Raw genomic sequence first — 16,242 nt, forward strand, 5'->3', positions numbered from 1 at the left:
AGCTATCATGGCAAAATCAGGCCGCGACAAAATCAAGTTAGAATCGACCGCCGGTACGGGTCACTTCTACACGACCACCAAAAACAAGCGTACGACGCCTGCGAAAATGGAGATCATGAAATTTGATCCTAAAGCACGCAAGCACGTAACGTACAAAGAAACCAAAATCAAGTAATTGATATTGTGTTCTGTAAAAAGAGCCGCTCCGATGAGCGGTTTTTTTTCGCCCTGATTTTCATCTCGCCGTTCTCCCCTTCTACGTGGACGAAAAAAAGGCCCTGGAAACCAGGGCCTTGATATGACGCGACGGCTTACTCAGGCATAGCTGCGCAGGCGCAGGGAGAAATCTTGCAGCGACTTGATGCCCGACGCTTCGGCACGCGTGCACCAGTCTTGCAGCTTTTGCAGCAATTGCTCGCGCGTAAAGTGCGAACGCTCCCAGATGGCGCCCAGCTCCACGCGCATGTGGTGCATGGTTTCCAGCGCCTTGCTGTGCTGGAACAATTCCGACAACTGTTCGTGATGCGCATCGGCCAGCTTGCCCGGCTCGCGCTGCATCAGCTTGCGCGACGATTTCAGGAAGCGCTTTTCCAGCTCGGCCTTGTGCTTCAGGTGTTCCAGCTCTTCCTTCCAGGCATGCTTGATCGATTTCGCATACTTGGCCATCACGTCGTAGCGGTTGGCGATGACGGACTGCAAGGTCTCGAAGTCCGCTTCCAGCTTGCCGTGCGAGAACTTCGGCTCCGGCGCCAGCTTTTTCACCTTGGCCAGACCCAGCATTTCCAGCGCGCGGATATACGCCCAGCCAATATCGATTTCATACCATTTCGACGACAGCTTGGCCGACGTCGCATAGGTATGGTGATTGTTGTGCAACTCTTCGCCGCCGATCAGGATACCGAACGGAATGATGTTGGTGGCCGCGTCCGCGCAGTCGTAGTTGCGGTAGCCCCAGTAGTGGCCGATGCCGTTGATGATGCCGGCTGCCGTGATCGGGATCCACATCATTTGCACGGCCCACACGGAAATGCCGATCACGCCGAACAGGATGAAATTGATGACGAACAGGGACACCACGCCCAGCCAGCTGTATTTGGTGTACAGGTTGCGCTCGATCCAGTCCGTCGGCGTGCCGTGGCCGTATTTGGCCATGGTTTCCATGTTCTTCGATTCAGCGCGGTACAGCTCGGCGCCTTCCCAGAAGACTTTCTTGATGCCGCGCGTCACGGGGCTGTGCGGATCTTCTTCCGTATCGCATTTGGCGTGGTGCTTGCGGTGGATGGCCGCCCATTCCTTGGTCACCTGGCCCGTCGTCAGCCACAGCCAGAAACGGAAGAAATGGCTGGGGATGGCGTGCAATTCCAGCGCGCGGTGGGCCTGATGGCGGTGCAGGTAAATCGTGACGCTGGCGATCGTGATATGCGTGACCACCATGGTGTACAGGAAAACTTGCCATGCGGACAGATCGGTAATGCCAGTTGCCATGAACTGCAAAACGTCGTGTAAAACGGAACTCAATGTCATTACTGCTACTCCAAGTGGACAGGGCGTGCGCACGGTCGCTCCAGTGATTCTGGAGGTCCGGCAGAGTTAATTTTAGGCGTGATTGTACGCCCTAATGGGTGCGGTCAGGCAAAATCGGAGGCAGGCAGCGAGGTTAAGGCTGGGTGCCGGATGGGGCGGACTCACCCTCTGCCGCGCTGGCGAGCGGGGCAGGAGGCGTACCAACAATACGCAATTCGCGTTGCGGAAACGGTACAGTGACCTTATGTTCCTGCAAGGTGCGCCAGATGGCGCGGTTCACATTCGACTTCACGCCGCCGGTGCCGTTTTCCGGGTCCGCGATCCAGAAGCCGATCTGCACATCGAGGCCGTCGGCGCCGAAACGCACGAGGGTGGCCGATGGCGGATTGCTTTGCGACACACGCGGCACCTTGGCCGTCGCCGCTTCCAGCAAGGGGAAGATGATATCGAGATCCGTTTCATAGCCCACCGACACGGCCGTCGACAGCCAGACCATGCGGTTGCTCAGCGACATGTTCTGCACGCCGCCGGAAATCAGCATTTCATTCGGCACGATGGATTCAACGCCATCGCCCCCCAATAACACAGTATAGCGCGTATTGATTTGCGTGACCTTGCCCGTGAACTGGCCTACCGTGATCATGTCGCCGATGGTGAGGCTGCGGTCCAGCAGGATGATGAAGCCGGACACGAAGTTCGCGGCGATCTTTTGCAAGCCAAAGCCCAGCGCCACGCCGAAGGCGCCGCCAAACACGGACAGCACCGTCAGGTCGATGCCCACCAGCGACAGGCTGACCAGCACGGAAACGAGGATCAGCACGGCGCGGCCCATGCGCGACATCACCACGCGCAAGGAAGTGTGCAGGCCCTGCATTTTCATCAGGCGCTCGTCGAGCGAGGTGCCGGCCCACATGGCCAGCACCAGCAGCACGGCCACGGAAATAGCGGCTTGCAAGATGGCAGCCACGGACACCTTGTTGCGTCCCAGCGGCACGACGATGCTTTCCAGGAAGGTATGCAATTCCGGCCACAGGCCCGTGATGTACAGGGCCATGCCGGCCCACACCACGACTGTAAATATCTTTTCCAGCAGCAGCATGGTGGGACTGATGTCGCCATGGCGGGCAAAAATGCGCCGCAGCACATAAAACCCGAAGCGCACCAGCGCCATCGAGGTGCATAGGGGGATGGCAATGCTGAGCAGATTGACCGACTGGAACTTGGCGAGGAAATGCTGCGCAATACCCAGCAGCATGGCCGCCAGCACGGGCGTCAGGATGCGGATAAAACTATCGGTGCGCTGCAAGGTTTCCGGCGTGGCCGGCGTGGCGGCCGCTTCCGCCCGCTGGTGCAGGAACACGCGCAACTGCCGCACCAGCAGCCAGCTCAGCGCCAGGCAGGCGACGATGACCAGCGCCTGCCACAGGATGGCCGGTTGACGGAAATCGTCGACAAAGTCAGTGATCAGGTTGAGCAGCGGGGTTTCGTTCATGGCGGATGGAGTCTGGAAGATGGTGCGGGGGAATAACCGGGCGGGGTGCCCACAGCTTGCGCCAGACAGGCCGGCGCAAGTGCATGGCCACCGCTGCGATGCTGCAGCGGCGGCCCGTGACAGCCTTATTCGGCTGGTTCAGCGTCAACGTCGTCGGCCGGCTTTTCATCGGCGTAGACTTTTTTCGGCATGACCTTGCGTTCGAAGACGGCGGCGAAGAAGCCGTCGGTCTGGTGCAGATGCGGCAACAATTTCAGGTAGTCGCCCATTTCCAGCTCGATCTTCTGTTCGGCCAGCACCTTGCTCATCGGCACCAGGGTGAAGTCCGGATGGGCCGCCAGGAATTGCTCGACGATAAAATCGTTTTCTTCGTTCAGGAAGCTGCAGGTGGCATACACCAGGCGGCCGCCGCCCTTGACCAGGCGCGCCGCGCCGGCCAGGATGGCTGCCTGCTTGGCTTGCAATTCCACGATCGAGTTCGGCTGCTGACGCCATTTCACGTCCGGATTGCGGCGCAGGGTGCCCAGGCCGCTGCATGGCGCATCGACCAGCACGCGGTCGATCTTGCCGGCCAGACGCTTGATCTTGGCATCGCGCTCATGCGCGATCTGCACCGGATGCACGTTCGACAGGCCGCTGCGGGCCATGCGCGGCTTCAGCTTGGCCAAACGCTTTTCCGACACGTCGAATGCGTACAAACGGCCCGTGTTGCGCATCAGCGCGCCCAATGCGAGGGTCTTGCCGCCCGCGCCGGCACAGAAATCGACGACCATCTCGCCGCGCTTGGCGCCGACGATTTGCGACAGGATCTGGCTGCCTTCATCCTGCACTTCGATGGCGCCGCTCTGGAACAATGGCAGGTTTTGCAATGATGGCTTCTTGATCACGCGCAAGCCCAGCGGGGCATACGGCGTCGGCGTGCTGAGGATAGGCGCTTCGGCCAGGGCCAGCATCACGTCCTCACGCGTGGCCTTGAGCGAGTTCACGCGCAAGTCCAGCGGCGCCGGCGCGTTCAGCGCATCGGCCAGCTTCATGGTTTCCGCTTCGCCGAACTGGGCGATCAATTTATCGAACAGCCAGGTCGGCATGTTGGCGCGCATATTCGACGGCATCAGGCTGCGGTCGATCTGCGTGATGCGTTCCAGCCATTCCACTTCTTCCTCCGTCAGGCCGCCCAAGGAGTCGGCGCCGACGGCTTCGGCCAGGCCGAGGATGGTCAAACGGCGCATGGTCGGGCCACTGCCCGCTTCGGCGAAGTCCGTGAAGAACGATTTGTTGCGCAGCACGGCATAAATGCCTTCGGCGATGGCGCCGCGTTCGCGCGAACCGAGGCGCGGATGGTCGCGGAAATAGCGCGACAGGGTGGTGTCGGCCGGGGCCGTGAAACGTAAAATTTCGCGCAATACTTCTTCAGCATTGGCAAGTATCGCTGGTGGCAATCTCATTGTTATTCTTCCTGTAATATTTTATTGAGGGTCCACGCGGACCTGGCCATGCTCGACTGACAGTTTATCGTCAATGAACAGGCGGATGGCGCGCGGGTAAAGCAGATGTTCCTCTACCAGCACGCGCGCCGATAAGCTCTCTTCTGTGTCGCCTGGCAAGACGGGGACTTTCGCGCTCGCCACGGCCGGGCCATGATCGAGCTCGGCAGTCACGAAATGCACGGTCGCGCCGTGTTCCGTTACGCCCGCCTCGAGCGCCTGGCGGTGCGTCGCCATGCCCGGGAACAGCGGCAACAGCGACGGGTGGATATTGAGCATGCGCCCCGCGTAATGCTCGACGAAGGGCGGCGTCAGGATGCGCATGAAACCGGCCAGCACGACCAGGTCGGGGGCAAAGCCATCGATCACGGCTTGCAGCGCCGCATCGAACTGTTCGCGGCTGGCATAATCCTTGTTGGCAACGACTGCCGTCGCTATCCCGTGTTCCGCGGCAAAAACCAGTCCCTGGGCATCGGCCCGGTTACTGATGACGGCGGCAATACGGGCTGGCCATTGCTCGGCTTGCGCCGCGCGCACGACCGCTTCCATGTTGCTGCCGCGTCCGGAAATGAGGATAACGATATTTTTCATAGCGCGCATTGTACCCGCTATGGCGATGCGAATCTAGAAAGGCCGGCATTATTGTTGCGGCGCAACATGGGCGCCGGCGCGCCGCAGCCGCCCGAAGAGGCCGATTCTCACCTGCGCGGGAAGCCGGTGTGACGGCGCCGCGGCAAGAGTAAGTATTTACTCGAACGAATAGAAGACGCGGAACGGGACTTTCTTCTCGGCCCAGTAGTCGGCCGCGTCGCGGAATACGTCGAGCAGAATCTCGCGCGCTTCCTTGTCGAATTTTTGCGTATTTGGCAATTGCTCGAGCACCACCAGGAAACCCGTCTGCGTGCCGGCCTTGGACATGGTGTCCGTCAGGCACAGGCGCAGGGCATCGAAATTCTTCGCCAGGTTTTTCGGAAACAGGAATGCTTCTGCAATAATGCCGATGACTTGTTGTTTGGTCTGTCCAGCGTTGCAATGCGCATATAAAAAGTGCTGCCCGAGACGGATCGCCTCGTCTTGTAATTCGGTCACGCGAAAGGCACGGATGGACTGGACAAGGTTGGGCGGCACGGTTAGTAACAAACTCATTTTTCCCTCAAATCGACCTGTTATGTATGGATCTCTTCTAGCTGCTCTTCTTATTGCATCCCCGCACGCGGGTCAATGCGCACGCGGTGATTCGATCTGTATCAACTTTTATGCGATTCAGTGCGATTTTATATAAGCCATACGCGTATTAGGGTAACGTGTTGTCCTGCATGAATCAACCCGAATATGATGTCAAACGCAAGATTTGTTACAAACCGCTGGTTTCAAGTCATTTCAACATCTTGTATCGATTGAAAGTGCATGTTACAGACTGTGGGGCAAGGGGCTTGGGCTGTTACATTTTGTTGCCATGCGAAACACTTGTCCCCGTCTGGCGGGATTACTATAGTCCCAAGTTGTAAAAAATACCCTGAAAGATTCTCTACATAACGAGGTTACAAATGAACTTGCAAGCCAAATTGATGATGTCAGCCCTTTGTATCGGTGCATTGCCACTCGCCCAGGCCGCCGACTTTGAAGATTTCGGCAAGGTCGTGCGCGTCGTGCCGCAAGTGGAACAGATCAACCGTCCACGCCAGGAATGCCGCACGGAATACGTGCAAGTCCAGGCCCCGCCGCAACAGCGCAGCGCTGGCGGCTCCATCGTCGGCGGTATCGCCGGCGCCCTGCTCGGCAGCCAGGTCGGTGGCGGCAATGGCCGCACGGCTGCGGCAGCCGCTGGCGCGATTGCCGGCGCCGTCGTCGGCGACCGTGTCGACAACCAGAACAATTACCAGGGCGGCATGCAGGAACAAGCCGTCAAGCAGTGCCGTCAGGTCGACCACTGGGAGTCGCGCAACAATGGCTACCAGGTCACCTACGACTACCGCGGCCGCAACTACACGAGCATCATGTCCTACGATCCGGGCGAACGCATCCGCCTGCGCGTCTCGATCGAGCCTGCTCAACAGTAACGCCTGACATAAGCTGCTGCGCGTCGTTGCACAGCAATTTAAAATGCCGGTCCCAGTCGTTCTCATGGGGCCGGCATTTTTTATGGCACCCCGGCGCGGGCTATAATGCGGCACACTTTCAGGCCGCCTTATGCTTATCAAACGAAAATCCATCGAACAAGTCGAATCCTCGCGCCCGGCGCGCAAGCCCCGCTATGCCCCTGTCACCCTGTCGGAAATGGATGGCGTACGCTATCTGCATTTCGGCACGGAATGGGTGCAGGGCGCCATGCGCATCCGCAAGCCGGACTGGCCGGAGCTCGAGTATGCGCAGCAGATGATGGCGTGGATGCTGTGGATCGAACAGCCGCAGCGCCTCGCCCAGCTGGGCCTGGGCACGGCCGCGCTGACCAAGTTCTGCTACCGCCAGTTCCCGCAGGCGCAGGTCGAGGCCATCGAACTGAACCCGTCCGTCATCACCATCTGCGCCTCGATGTTCAAGCTGCCGCCCAACGACGAGCGCCTGCACGTGCGCGAGATGGATGCGCTCGACTACGTCAACGACGATGCCAACCACGGCACCCTGGACGCCCTGCAGGTGGACCTGTACGACGCCACGGCGCGCGGCCCCGTGCTCGACAGCGCCGAGTTCTATTCAGCCTGCTGCGCCTGCCTTGCGCCGCACGGCATCATCACGGTCAACCTGTTCGGCGACCATCCCAGCTACGCAAAGAACATCAAGGCGATGAAGTTTGCGTTTGAACAGGTGATCTGCCTGCCGGAAGTCCATGATGGGAACGTGGTGGCGATCGCTTTCAAGACGAAAGTGGCACTCGATACGGAAGCGCAAGCCGCCCTGCTCGAACGCGCCAAGCAGATCGTCGCCGAGACCAAGCTGCCCGCCAAGTCCTGGGTCAAGGGCATCGTCAGCACCCTGTAACCGCCGGCAAGTCCAGGCAAGGCCGGCAGCCCGGAAAGGCGCCGGCCATGCCCGCTTCCCCTTCCCCGTCGCCCAACACGCCGCTGCAACTGCCGCAGTTGCTGGCCTGGCTGCAGGAAGACGGCTTGCTCGATGCGGCACAAGCGGCCGCCATCGACGCCCAGGCCGCCCTGCTGCCGGCACCCGCCCTGCATCCGCTGTGCAGCATCGCCCACGGCGCACTCACGCTCGATGCCCTGTGCGCCTGGCTGGCGCAACGCTCCAGCCTGCCGTATGTGCGCATCGATCCCCTGCACATCGATTTCAGCCAGGTGGCCGACGTCATGACGGCCGGCTATGCGGCCCGCTTCAACATCCTGCCCGTGGAAAGCACGCCAGAGCGCATCGTCATTGCCACGGCCCAGCCATATGCGCTCGCTTGGCAGACACAGCTGGGAAACCTGGCGCCGCGCAAGCTGAGCCTGGTCATCGCCAACCCGCTGCACATCGCCGACGCCATCGCGCAATTTTTCAGCCTGGCCAGTTCCGTCAAGGTGGCCCGGCAAGCCTCCACGCAAGACCTGGCGCTGCGCCACAATTTCGAACAACTGGTGGAGCTGGGACGCAACAAGAGCAGCCTCGACGCCAACGACCAGCACGTAGTGCGCATCGTTGACTGGCTGTGGCAATACGCGTTTGCCCAGCGCGCTTCCGACATCCATCTGGAACCGAAGCGCGACGCGGGCCTCGTGCGCCTGCGCATCGACGGCCGCCTGCACCAGGCCTACCAGTTGCCGCCCGTGGTATTGCTGGCCATGACGGCGCGCATCAAGTTGCTGGGGCGTATGGACGTGGTAGAGAAGCGCCGCCCCCAGGATGGGCGCATCAAGACGCGCAATGCGCAGGGCCAGGAAATCGAGCTGCGCCTGTCGACCTTGCCCACGGCCTTCGGCGAAAAGCTCGTCATGCGCATCTTCGACCCGGAAGTGGCCGTCAAGAGCCTGGCCGAGCTGGGCTTTCCGCCGGCGGACGCCGAACGCTGGCGCCAGCTGACGGCGCGCACGCACGGCATCGTGCTGGTGACGGGTCCCACCGGCTCGGGCAAGACCAGCACGCTGTACAGCACCTTGAAGGCGCTGGCCGGCAGCGAAGTCAATGTGTGCACGGTGGAAGACCCCATCGAAATGGTCGAACCGGCATTCAACCAGATGCAGGTGCAAACCCAGGCCGGCATCGAACTGTCGTTTGCCGATGGCGTGCGGGCGCTGATGCGGCAAGACCCCGACATCATCATGGTGGGAGAAATCCGCGACCTGGCCACGGCCGAGATGGCCATCCAGGCGGCGCTGACGGGGCACCTGGTGCTGTCGACCCTGCACACCAACGACGCGCCCTCGGCCGTCATGCGCCTGCTGGAACTGGGCTTGCCCGCGTATCTGCTGGAAGCATGCCTGGCCGGCGTGCTGGCGCAGCGCCTGCTGCGCTGCCTGTGTCCGGGCTGCAAGCAGCTGGACACGGCTCCCGGTGCCGCGGCGTGGCAGCGCCTGACGGGCGGCCAGCTGGAGCGGCCGGCCGCCACGTACCGCCCCGTCGGCTGCGCCCTGTGCCGGCACAGCGGCTATCTGGGACGCGCCGGCATCTATGAACTGCTGGGCGTGACGGAAACGTTCGGCCAGCTGGTCAAGGCAGGCGCCGACCTGCATGCCCTGCGCCGCCAGAGCATCCTCGACGGCATGACGCCGCTGCGCATCGCCGGCGCCCGCAAGATCATCGATGGCACGACCAGCATCGACGAAGTGCTGAAGCTCACGGCAGCCCTGCATTAGCTGGCCAGCACTTTCTCACAGGAATGCTTTGCATTCTTTTTCAACTGATATATAATGCGGCCTCTTTCGGGTCGTTAGCTCAGCTGGTAGAGCAGCGGACTTTTAATCCGTTGGTCGCAGGTTCGAATCCCGCACGGCCTACCACGAATACAGCAGTACAGATCAGGGCTACCCGCTTCGGCGCGTAGCCCTTTTTTGCGCTTGCCGCCTGCCCAGCTTAGCGCTTGCCGCTGGCATGCTCCAATGCAGCCACATCAGCCCTCCCGTCGGCCAGCCGCCCGCACACGAATGCCGACACATAGTTTTGGGTCGCCTGTCCATTGACGCCGACGCCGCGCTGCGGAAGGAAGTTACCGACCGGATAGGCACTGGCGATCTTGAAGAGCATTTCCCGCTCAAGCGGATAGGCCTGGTCGTAGCGCATGATGTTGCGATGCACGTTGTAGCCATTGTTATTGTTCATGTCTTGCGACAGGGGCTTGACCATCACGCGTCCCACGCCCAACTCTCTGGCCCGCATGGCAATGTCGCGCGCCAGCGACGTGGCAAAGGCATAGCGCGCCTGCTCGCCATCGCCTTCACACCAGAAGATGTCAAGCGTGACGCCATCGTAGCGATCGCGCACCATCAGGCGCTTGCGGCTGACGGTCGCCGCCACGTTGCGCGGCGCGGCTGACATGCCGGCCTTGAGCGGATTGAACTTCAGGGCGGAGAAGGCAGGGCCAACGTTGGTTTCGGCATAAGTGTCGCGCTTGCCGCTGTCGTACAGGCGCCAGACGCGGATGCCTACGGCGGCCATGATATCGCCTATGTCGCCGCCTTTCGACAGTTCGTCGGCCAACACCAGCGCATAGGCGCTATGGCCCTTGCCGTCGTTGTCGGGCGTGCGGTCGCCGGCGGTGGTGGCGTACTGGATCAGCGTGTTCGGCCCGGTGCGGATCGACACGGCCTCGCTGTAGGTGACCTTTTCGTCGACCGGCACGTCGCGGCATTTGTCCAATGCCACGACGAGTGCCACATTCTTATCATCCGGCAATTTCTGCAGCATCTCGGCGACGTTGTTGGCATTCTTTTGCAGCAGTTTGAACTGCTCCAGGTCATCGTCCTTCCTGAATGCGGCATGATCCATCCGGAACAGCACCGGCACCGTGAACGCGTGGCCGTGATACTGCATGCCATGGCCGGAATAAAAGAGGAAGACGATCGATCCCTTGGGCAAGTCCGACAGGCTGCTGGCAAAGTCGGCGACACGGGCGTTGAAGGTCGCCTGGTCCACATTGCAATAGTCATGGATCTCGAACCCGAATTTGGCCAGCTGGCTCTTGACCAGATCCGAATCGCTGCAGGGATTCTTGAGGTCGGCAATGTAATCGCCCGATGGCGTGGGATCGAATTTCCCGTTCTGGTCGTAATCCCAGTTGCCGATCAATAAGGCGACACGCTTGGGCGGGCCGGATTGTGCCTGGCAGGGAAAGGCCAGCAGCATGGACACGGGGATACAGAGCAGGGCTAGGATGCGTTTGAGCGGATGCACGATATCACTCCTCGGTTGGCCAGGGTGGATGCCGGGGCGGGTCTAAGCGCTTTTCAGGCCGCGCTCGAACAGCGCGGCCTCAAGCTCGCGCCGCAGCACGAGGCCGCGCATATTCGGCACGTCGGTCCACAGCCGCGCCATGGACCGCAACTCGGCGGGGATGGCATCGTAGGCTTCGTTGACCATGTGCTGGCGGATCATGCGCATCTCGCGATAGCGCGGGCCATCCTTGCGGAAGCTGGCGCCGCGGTTGTAGACCAGCGACACAAGCGCGCCCAGGCTGTCATTGGACAGCTTGTCCGTGTTGGGAAGGCGCGCCAGCGTCAGCGCCACGTAGCGCGGCAACAGGCGCGTACGAAACTGCTGATCGGCGATGTCCCAGGGAACCGCTACGTCGCGTACCTGCGCCAAGGCATCACGGGCCTCTCCCCCCGTCAAACCACAGACCTTGCGTAATGTTGCCAGTTCGCCGTCAGCGAGCCGGGCTTCCCAGTCTTCGTTGAGCCAGTCGGCCGTGACGTATCCCAAATCATAGCCAATGCCTATCGTGACGCCCGACTCGCCGGCAGGCCAGATCGGCTGCTGGAACTTCGCCTCGTAGCGCGCGCGGTCGGTCACTTCGAAGGTGGTAATGAGCGTGATGGCGGCTTCCGAGATTGCCCGCGAAGACAAGGGAGTACGCGGCGCAATGGCCCGCGATTCGTACTGCTCGCCGAAGCCCTCGCGACTAGTGCGCGTCGCTTCAAGCAGCGACGGATCGTTGATGGCCTGCCGCAGCAAGGTATCGAATGCATCCGACTGCGCCAGCACCTTGCCGCCAGCGAGCAGGCCCAAGGCTCCCAGCGCGACCGCCGCGCCAACAAACTCTCGTCTGGAATGCATCGCATGCTCTCCTCTAGTGTCCGGCAAACATGGCGACACGCCACTTGCTGGAAAAACTATGCAGGATGGCGCGCAGCGCGCCATTGATGCACTTCAATATACAGATATTTATTATTTGAAAATACACAGTTTATTGCACTTGTGCTTGCTGTGTCAGGCCATGCTCTTTTGCTGAAGCATAGCCGCGCATGGCAGTTATACTGGTGCATCCCATGCCGATCCGGAAAGATACACCGTGAAACTTGCCGCCCTGCTGTCCACCCATCTCCTGCTGTGCGCACTGCCGCTGCTTGCGCAGGCGCAAACGCCCATCGTGCTCGACGGCCAGTACAGCGCGCGCACGGACGAGATGAGCCTGCAGATCATCGGCAACCGCGTCTGCTTCGCGCCCGACAAGGCGCAGTGGGGCCGCCTGCCCCGCCCTGCCGCCACGCACGATGCGTGGTTCTGCTTTTCCAACGATGGCGAGGCGCGCCGGCTGCTGCGCGTGCCTGCGCGCCAGGCCGACAATTGCGGCTGGCAAGCGCGTGCGCGCATCGTCATCGACAACTATCAACCGTATGTGGAGCAAGGCGATGGCAACGACATGGCGCGCCTGGCGTCGGTGGTGAAGGTGGCTCAGCCAAACGCCATCGCCTGCGAGTAATCAGCCCAGTTCGTATTCCTGCAGATACCGGGCAAACAATTCCCCATCGGACAGCGGACACGCCAACCCTGCGCCCCAGTCGGCCAGCAGCAACTGCTCTTTCAAGGGCAGCAGCATGAGTTCAGGCATGGCGTCGCTGCACCACAGGTCGCACACGATGCCGTCGTCGTCCAGGCCCGCAAACAGGGTCTCCGTCGTCTCGCCGCCAAAGGCCAGCACATTCTTGCATTCCACCCGGTAGCTGCTGTAGCCCGTATACACGGCGTCGTAGGGCGGCAAGGCATCGGCCAGCGCCAGGCGCAACTGGTCCGCCGTGAGGCCCAGCACGCGCAGCGGCGATGGCGGCGCCTCGGGCACGTACATCTGCGTCCAGCCGGCGCCGCTGCGGTGCGCGTCGGCAAATGCCTGCTGCTCGCCCATCTGCGTCAGGCAGTGCTGCAAATTATCCAGCGGCAGCAGTTCGATCATGCAAAAATCATCTTCGTGATAATAGGCTTCACGCATGCTTCAATTCTCCAGCAAGTCGTGCAGTTGCACATTGCGCCGTGACGTCAGCAGGGCGGCCCAGGTCTCGCTCGTCACGGACGGGTAACGCACGGCGCCAAAGTTCATCCACGCATCGCGGTATGCCAGCCACAGGCGCTGGGTGGCGCGGATGCCATCCTTGCCCACGGCGCCCGCATGGGTTTGCGCCGGCTTCTTCATGAGCTTGCCGTAGATGGCGTTGAGTTCCTTGTCGAGCGCCGCCGCCTGTTCCTTGGACATGCTGGTTGGCAGCTTGCCCGCTTCGTACTCGCGCAAATCGTGCGCCAGCAGATCAAGCTCGGCCGTGCGGGCGGCGATGCTCAGGGCGGCGCGGGCCGTGCCGCTCAAGTCCGTTTCATTGGCCGCGCGCGCATCGGCAAACTTGCTTGCTGCCGCCTGCAGTTTTTGCAGCGACGCTTGCGCCGCGGCAGGCATGCTTGCGCTGACTTTACCTGTCGCCTGCGTGCGCACGCGTTGTTTCTGGCGCGCATCGATGGCGCTGCACACGCCCATCATGTAGCCGCTGGTGATGTCGTCGCACAAATCGATCATGCCGCGTCCGCTGGCATTGATCTTCTGCAAGTGTTCGATGCGCCCTTGCATCTCGGCCGGCGCCGCATCGATGCTGCACGCGTACTTCAGCGCCAGCAACGGGTCTTTCTGCACGCCCTGCCCATTCTGGTACAGCATCATCAGGACAGCGCTGTTCTGCGTGGCCATGGCGCAATGGCGCGCAGGACGCCAGTCCGCCGGCTTGGGCGAGGACATACTCTTGGTATCGTAATACAGGTCTGTTGCCTGGCACTGCTGCAGCGATGCCACGGCGGACGGCGCCGGCAGGTCGGCAGACGGCGGCGCCGCATCCTTGACCTTCAGGCAACCCGCATACCAGGCTGTGCTTTCCGCGTGACCCACGCCCATGGCGCTGGTATTCGGGTACGGTGCGGGCGCCGCGGCAAAAACCGGGGCAGCCAGCAGGCAGCTCGCGCCCAGCAATATCGTTTTCAATAAGGGTAGACTAATTTTCATGGCCGGCCACAGGTAGCATCAGTAAAAGAACAAGTTTAACTGATCAGCCATGGCGCGCCCGCCCGATACGCGGCCGTCCCACGTGGTAAGTAACGGTACACAGCCTTGGCAGTGCAGGAAACGATGGGCAATAATGTTGCCCGCTGTACTTTTTTCACTACCGGACCACGCCCATGACCTCACCCCGTCTTCGCCGTTCCCTCGGCTCCCTGCTGATCGCAGCGGCCTGCGCCTCGCTGGCAACGACCGTCCACGCCGCCGATACCAAGGCCACCACCCCAGTTGCCGCCACGCAAACGCAAGCCAGACACGCCATCACGCATGAAGACGTGTGGCTGATGAAACGGGTGGGCGCCCCTGTCGCCAGCCCGGACGGCAAGTGGGCCGTGTTTTCCGTGGTCGACAGCGCCTACTCCAGCCAAGACCAATCGTCGGACCTGTGGATCAAGTCGCTGCTTGACGACAGCCCCGCGCGCCGCCTGACCTCGTCCAAGGGCGGCGAAAGCGCCGTGGCCTGGTCGCCGGACAGCCGCCAGCTGGTCTTCGTTGCCAAGCGCGATGGCGATGAAGCGGGACAGATCTATCGCCTCGACGTGGCTGCTGGCGGCGAAGCGCAGCGCCTGACCTCGCTCACCCTGGGCGCGCGCATGCCGAAATGGAGCCCGGACGGCAAGCAATTGCTGTTCATCAGCGATATCTATCCAGGCAACAAGACGGAAGCCGACGTCAAGCAAAGCGCGAAAGAGCGCAAGGAGCGCAAATACAGCGCCCGTTCGTATGAAACGACGGCGCCCCGCTATTTCGACAAATGGCTGACCGACAAGCAGGTGCGGCTGTTCATCGTCGACGCCGACGCCGCGGCAACCCCGCGCGACATCCTGTCGGGCACGCAACTGGTCACCCTGCCAGGCTTTGGCGGCGGCCAGGGCGACGAAGGACAATCGCTGGATGCCGTCTGGACGCCGGACGGCAAGGCCGTCGTCTTCAACGCGGCCACCAACCGCGATGCGGCCCAGCGCGAGGCCGTCTACTCCCAGCTTTACTTGCTGCCCGTGGCGGGCGGTGAAGCGCAACGTTTGACGCAGGACAAGCACAGCTACGGCTCCCTGAAATTCGCGGCCGACGGCAAGACGCTGTTCGCGCTCAGCGACGCGCAAACGCCGGGCAAAGTGTATGACGTGAAACGCCTGGCCAGCTTCGCCTGGCCAATGAGCAACCCTGCGCCGACCATCCTGACGGCCAAGCTGGACCGCTCGATTTCGCGCTTTGTGCTGCCCGAAGGCGGCAAGCGCGTCATCTTCAGCTATGAACATGCTGGCCTGGAAAAGCTGTACTCGATCGACGCCAGGGGTGGCGACGTGCGCGAGGAACCATCCTTGCCGACGGGTACCATCAACTCGCTGAGCAGCGGCGGCAAGGCCCTGGTGGGCGTGTGGGAATCCGCCATCAATCCACCGGAAATCTACGCCTTCAACGGCAAGCAGCCGAAGCGCCTGACGACCTTCAACACGGACAAGGCAAGTAAAATCGACTGGCAGGCGCCCGAGCACTTCTGGTTCACCACGGCCGACGGCCGCCAGATCCACAATATGCTCGTCAAGCCGGCCAATTTCGATCCGAACAAGAAATATCCGCTGTTTACCGTCATCCACGGCGGCGCGGCCAGCATGTGGCGCGACCAGTTCGTGCTGCGCTGGAACTATCATTTATTGGCCAAGCCCGGCTATGTCGTGCTGCTGACGGACTACAAGGGTTCCACCGGCTATGGCGAGGAATTCTCGCGCTCGATTCAATTCGACCCCTTGAAGGGCCCGGGCGACGAAGTCAACCAGGGTGTCGATGAAGCCATCAAGAAATATCCATTTATCGACGGCACGAAACTGGCCGCCGGCGGCGCCAGCTATGGCGGCCACCTGGCCAACTGGCTGCAAGCGACCACCACGCGCTACAAGGCCATCGTCTCGCACGCGGGCGAAATGGACCTGATCATGCAGTGGGGCACCAGCGACGGCGGTTTCGGCCGTGAAACGAATGCGGGCGGCCCCGTCTGGTCCAACCTGCCCGTGTGGCGCGACCAAAGCCCCGTCATGCAAGCGGGCAACCACGAAAAAGGCACGGGCTTTACCACGCCGATCCTGATCACCGTGGGTGAACTCGACTATCGCGTGCCGGCCAACAATGCGCTGATGAACTTTGCCGTGCAACAGCGCCTGAACGTGCCGGCGAAATTGCTGGTCTTCCCGGACGAAAACCACTGGATCTTGAAGGGCGAGAACAGCCGCTTCTTCTACAGCGAAGTCGAGGGCTGGCTGGCCAAATACTTAAAATAAGAACACCACAGA

15 protein-coding genes and 1 tRNA gene are annotated in these 16,242 nt (G+C 61.5%); 7 read left to right on the forward strand and 9 right to left on the reverse strand.

Annotation, left to right across the window (positions count from 1 at the left end):
* Nucleotides 1-7: 7 nt before the first annotated feature.
* Nucleotides 8-175, forward strand: coding sequence for a 50S ribosomal protein L33 (gene rpmG / locus CSQ92_RS15335; protein WP_010400929.1), 168 nt, complete (start codon nt 8-10; stop codon nt 173-175).
* Between the two features lie 140 nt (nt 176-315).
* Here rpmG and CSQ92_RS15340 read toward each other — a convergent pair whose 3' ends face one another.
* The 5 genes from CSQ92_RS15340 to CSQ92_RS15360 form a co-directional block, all read right to left on the reverse strand.
* A complete protein-coding gene (locus tag CSQ92_RS15340) occupies nt 316-1,524 on the reverse strand; it encodes a DesA family fatty acid desaturase (RefSeq protein ID WP_034785142.1) in 1,209 nt (402 codons plus the stop codon).
* A 133-nt stretch (nt 1,525-1,657) separates the two neighbouring features.
* Nucleotides 1,658-3,016, reverse strand: a complete 1,359-nt coding sequence (locus CSQ92_RS15345) for a mechanosensitive ion channel family protein (RefSeq protein WP_099394485.1) — start codon at nt 3,014-3,016, stop codon at nt 1,658-1,660.
* Between the two features lie 125 nt (nt 3,017-3,141).
* A complete protein-coding gene (locus tag CSQ92_RS15350; protein ID WP_099394486.1) occupies nt 3,142-4,461 on the reverse strand; it encodes an RsmB/NOP family class I SAM-dependent RNA methyltransferase in 1,320 nt (439 codons plus the stop codon).
* A gap of 21 nt (nt 4,462-4,482) precedes the next feature.
* On the reverse strand, nt 4,483-5,091 hold the full coding sequence (purN, locus tag CSQ92_RS15355) for a phosphoribosylglycinamide formyltransferase (RefSeq protein WP_034785137.1): 609 nt from the start codon (nt 5,089-5,091) through the stop codon (nt 4,483-4,485).
* Between the two features lie 156 nt (nt 5,092-5,247).
* Nucleotides 5,248-5,646 carry a barstar family protein gene (locus tag CSQ92_RS15360; RefSeq protein ID WP_034785135.1) on the reverse strand — a complete coding sequence of 133 codons (399 nt, stop codon included), beginning with the start codon at nt 5,644-5,646 and terminating at the stop codon, nt 5,248-5,250.
* 401 nt (nt 5,647-6,047) lie between these two features.
* Here CSQ92_RS15360 and CSQ92_RS15365 point away from each other — a divergent pair, with 401 nt between their 5' ends.
* The 4 genes from CSQ92_RS15365 to CSQ92_RS15380 all read left to right on the forward strand — a co-directional run bounded on the left by CSQ92_RS15365 (nt 6,048) and on the right by CSQ92_RS15380 (nt 9,428).
* Nucleotides 6,048-6,560, forward strand: coding sequence for a glycine zipper 2TM domain-containing protein (locus CSQ92_RS15365; RefSeq protein WP_034785134.1), 513 nt, complete (start codon nt 6,048-6,050; stop codon nt 6,558-6,560).
* Nucleotides 6,561-6,690: 130 nt separating this feature from the next.
* On the forward strand, nt 6,691-7,479 hold the full coding sequence (locus CSQ92_RS15370; protein WP_099394487.1) for a spermidine synthase: 789 nt from the start codon (nt 6,691-6,693) through the stop codon (nt 7,477-7,479).
* A gap of 47 nt (nt 7,480-7,526) precedes the next feature.
* Nucleotides 7,527-9,284 (forward strand): GspE/PulE family protein, encoded by a 1,758-nt coding sequence (locus CSQ92_RS15375; RefSeq protein WP_180277014.1) that lies wholly within the window; start codon nt 7,527-7,529, stop codon nt 9,282-9,284.
* A 68-nt stretch (nt 9,285-9,352) separates the two neighbouring features.
* Nucleotides 9,353-9,428, forward strand: a tRNA-Lys gene (locus tag CSQ92_RS15380).
* A 73-nt stretch (nt 9,429-9,501) separates the two neighbouring features.
* Here the strand turns inward: CSQ92_RS15380 and CSQ92_RS15385 are convergent.
* Together CSQ92_RS15385 and CSQ92_RS15390 are read right to left on the reverse strand one after the other, a co-directional pair.
* Complete coding sequence (locus CSQ92_RS15385; RefSeq protein ID WP_143450369.1) at nt 9,502-10,818, reverse strand: caspase family protein; 1,317 nt, start codon at nt 10,816-10,818, stop codon at nt 9,502-9,504.
* Nucleotides 10,819-10,860: 42 nt separating this feature from the next.
* A complete protein-coding gene (locus CSQ92_RS15390; protein WP_143450370.1) occupies nt 10,861-11,700 on the reverse strand; it encodes a hypothetical protein in 840 nt (279 codons plus the stop codon).
* Between the two features lie 235 nt (nt 11,701-11,935).
* On the opposite strand from CSQ92_RS15390, the gene CSQ92_RS15395 reads away from it, so the two are divergent.
* A complete protein-coding gene (locus CSQ92_RS15395) occupies nt 11,936-12,346 on the forward strand; it encodes a hypothetical protein (RefSeq protein ID WP_099394491.1) in 411 nt (136 codons plus the stop codon).
* Here the strand turns inward: CSQ92_RS15395 and CSQ92_RS15400 are convergent, their stop codons facing one another.
* Complete coding sequence (locus tag CSQ92_RS15400; RefSeq protein WP_070281352.1) at nt 12,347-12,850, reverse strand: hypothetical protein; 504 nt, start codon at nt 12,848-12,850, stop codon at nt 12,347-12,349.
* A 3-nt stretch (nt 12,851-12,853) separates the two neighbouring features.
* Nucleotides 12,854-13,900 carry a lysozyme inhibitor LprI family protein gene (locus CSQ92_RS29215; protein ID WP_218964048.1) on the reverse strand — a complete coding sequence of 349 codons (1,047 nt, stop codon included), beginning with the start codon at nt 13,898-13,900 and terminating at the stop codon, nt 12,854-12,856.
* Between the two features lie 173 nt (nt 13,901-14,073).
* Between CSQ92_RS29215 and CSQ92_RS15410 the strand changes: the two genes are divergently transcribed.
* Complete coding sequence (locus CSQ92_RS15410; protein ID WP_099394492.1) at nt 14,074-16,230, forward strand: alpha/beta hydrolase family protein; 2,157 nt, start codon at nt 14,074-14,076, stop codon at nt 16,228-16,230.
* The last annotated feature ends 12 nt before the right edge of the window (nt 16,231-16,242 follow it).

Origin of the sequence: Janthinobacterium sp. BJB446 (assembly GCF_002735655.1) — a bacterium.
GTDB classification, from domain to species: Bacteria; Pseudomonadota; Gammaproteobacteria; order Burkholderiales; family Burkholderiaceae_D; genus Janthinobacterium; species Janthinobacterium lividum.

Bases quoted from the DNA above. Each gene is read 5' to 3' on its own strand.
- CSQ92_RS29215 (WP_218964048.1), bottom strand. From the start codon at position 13,900: ATGAAAATTAGTCTACCCTTATTGAAAACGATATTGCTGGGCGCGAGC.
- rpmG (WP_010400929.1), top strand. From the start codon at position 8: ATGGCAAAATCAGGCCGCGACAAAATCAAGTTAGAATCGACCGCCGGT.
- CSQ92_RS15340 (WP_034785142.1), bottom strand. From the start codon at position 1,524: ATGACATTGAGTTCCGTTTTACACGACGTTTTGCAGTTCATGGCAACT.
- CSQ92_RS15370 (WP_099394487.1), top strand. From the start codon at position 6,691: ATGCTTATCAAACGAAAATCCATCGAACAAGTCGAATCCTCGCGCCCG.
- CSQ92_RS15390 (WP_143450370.1), bottom strand. From the start codon at position 11,700: ATGCATTCCAGACGAGAGTTTGTTGGCGCGGCGGTCGCGCTGGGAGCC.
- CSQ92_RS15360 (WP_034785135.1), bottom strand. From the start codon at position 5,646: ATGAGTTTGTTACTAACCGTGCCGCCCAACCTTGTCCAGTCCATCCGT.
- CSQ92_RS15365 (WP_034785134.1), top strand. From the start codon at position 6,048: ATGAACTTGCAAGCCAAATTGATGATGTCAGCCCTTTGTATCGGTGCA.
- CSQ92_RS15345 (WP_099394485.1), bottom strand. From the start codon at position 3,016: ATGAACGAAACCCCGCTGCTCAACCTGATCACTGACTTTGTCGACGAT.
- CSQ92_RS15400 (WP_070281352.1), bottom strand. From the start codon at position 12,850: ATGCGTGAAGCCTATTATCACGAAGATGATTTTTGCATGATCGAACTG.
- purN (WP_034785137.1), bottom strand. From the start codon at position 5,091: ATGAAAAATATCGTTATCCTCATTTCCGGACGCGGCAGCAACATGGAA.
- CSQ92_RS15375 (WP_180277014.1), top strand. From the start codon at position 7,527: ATGCCCGCTTCCCCTTCCCCGTCGCCCAACACGCCGCTGCAACTGCCG.
- CSQ92_RS15410 (WP_099394492.1), top strand. From the start codon at position 14,074: ATGACCTCACCCCGTCTTCGCCGTTCCCTCGGCTCCCTGCTGATCGCA.
- CSQ92_RS15350 (WP_099394486.1), bottom strand. From the start codon at position 4,461: ATGAGATTGCCACCAGCGATACTTGCCAATGCTGAAGAAGTATTGCGC.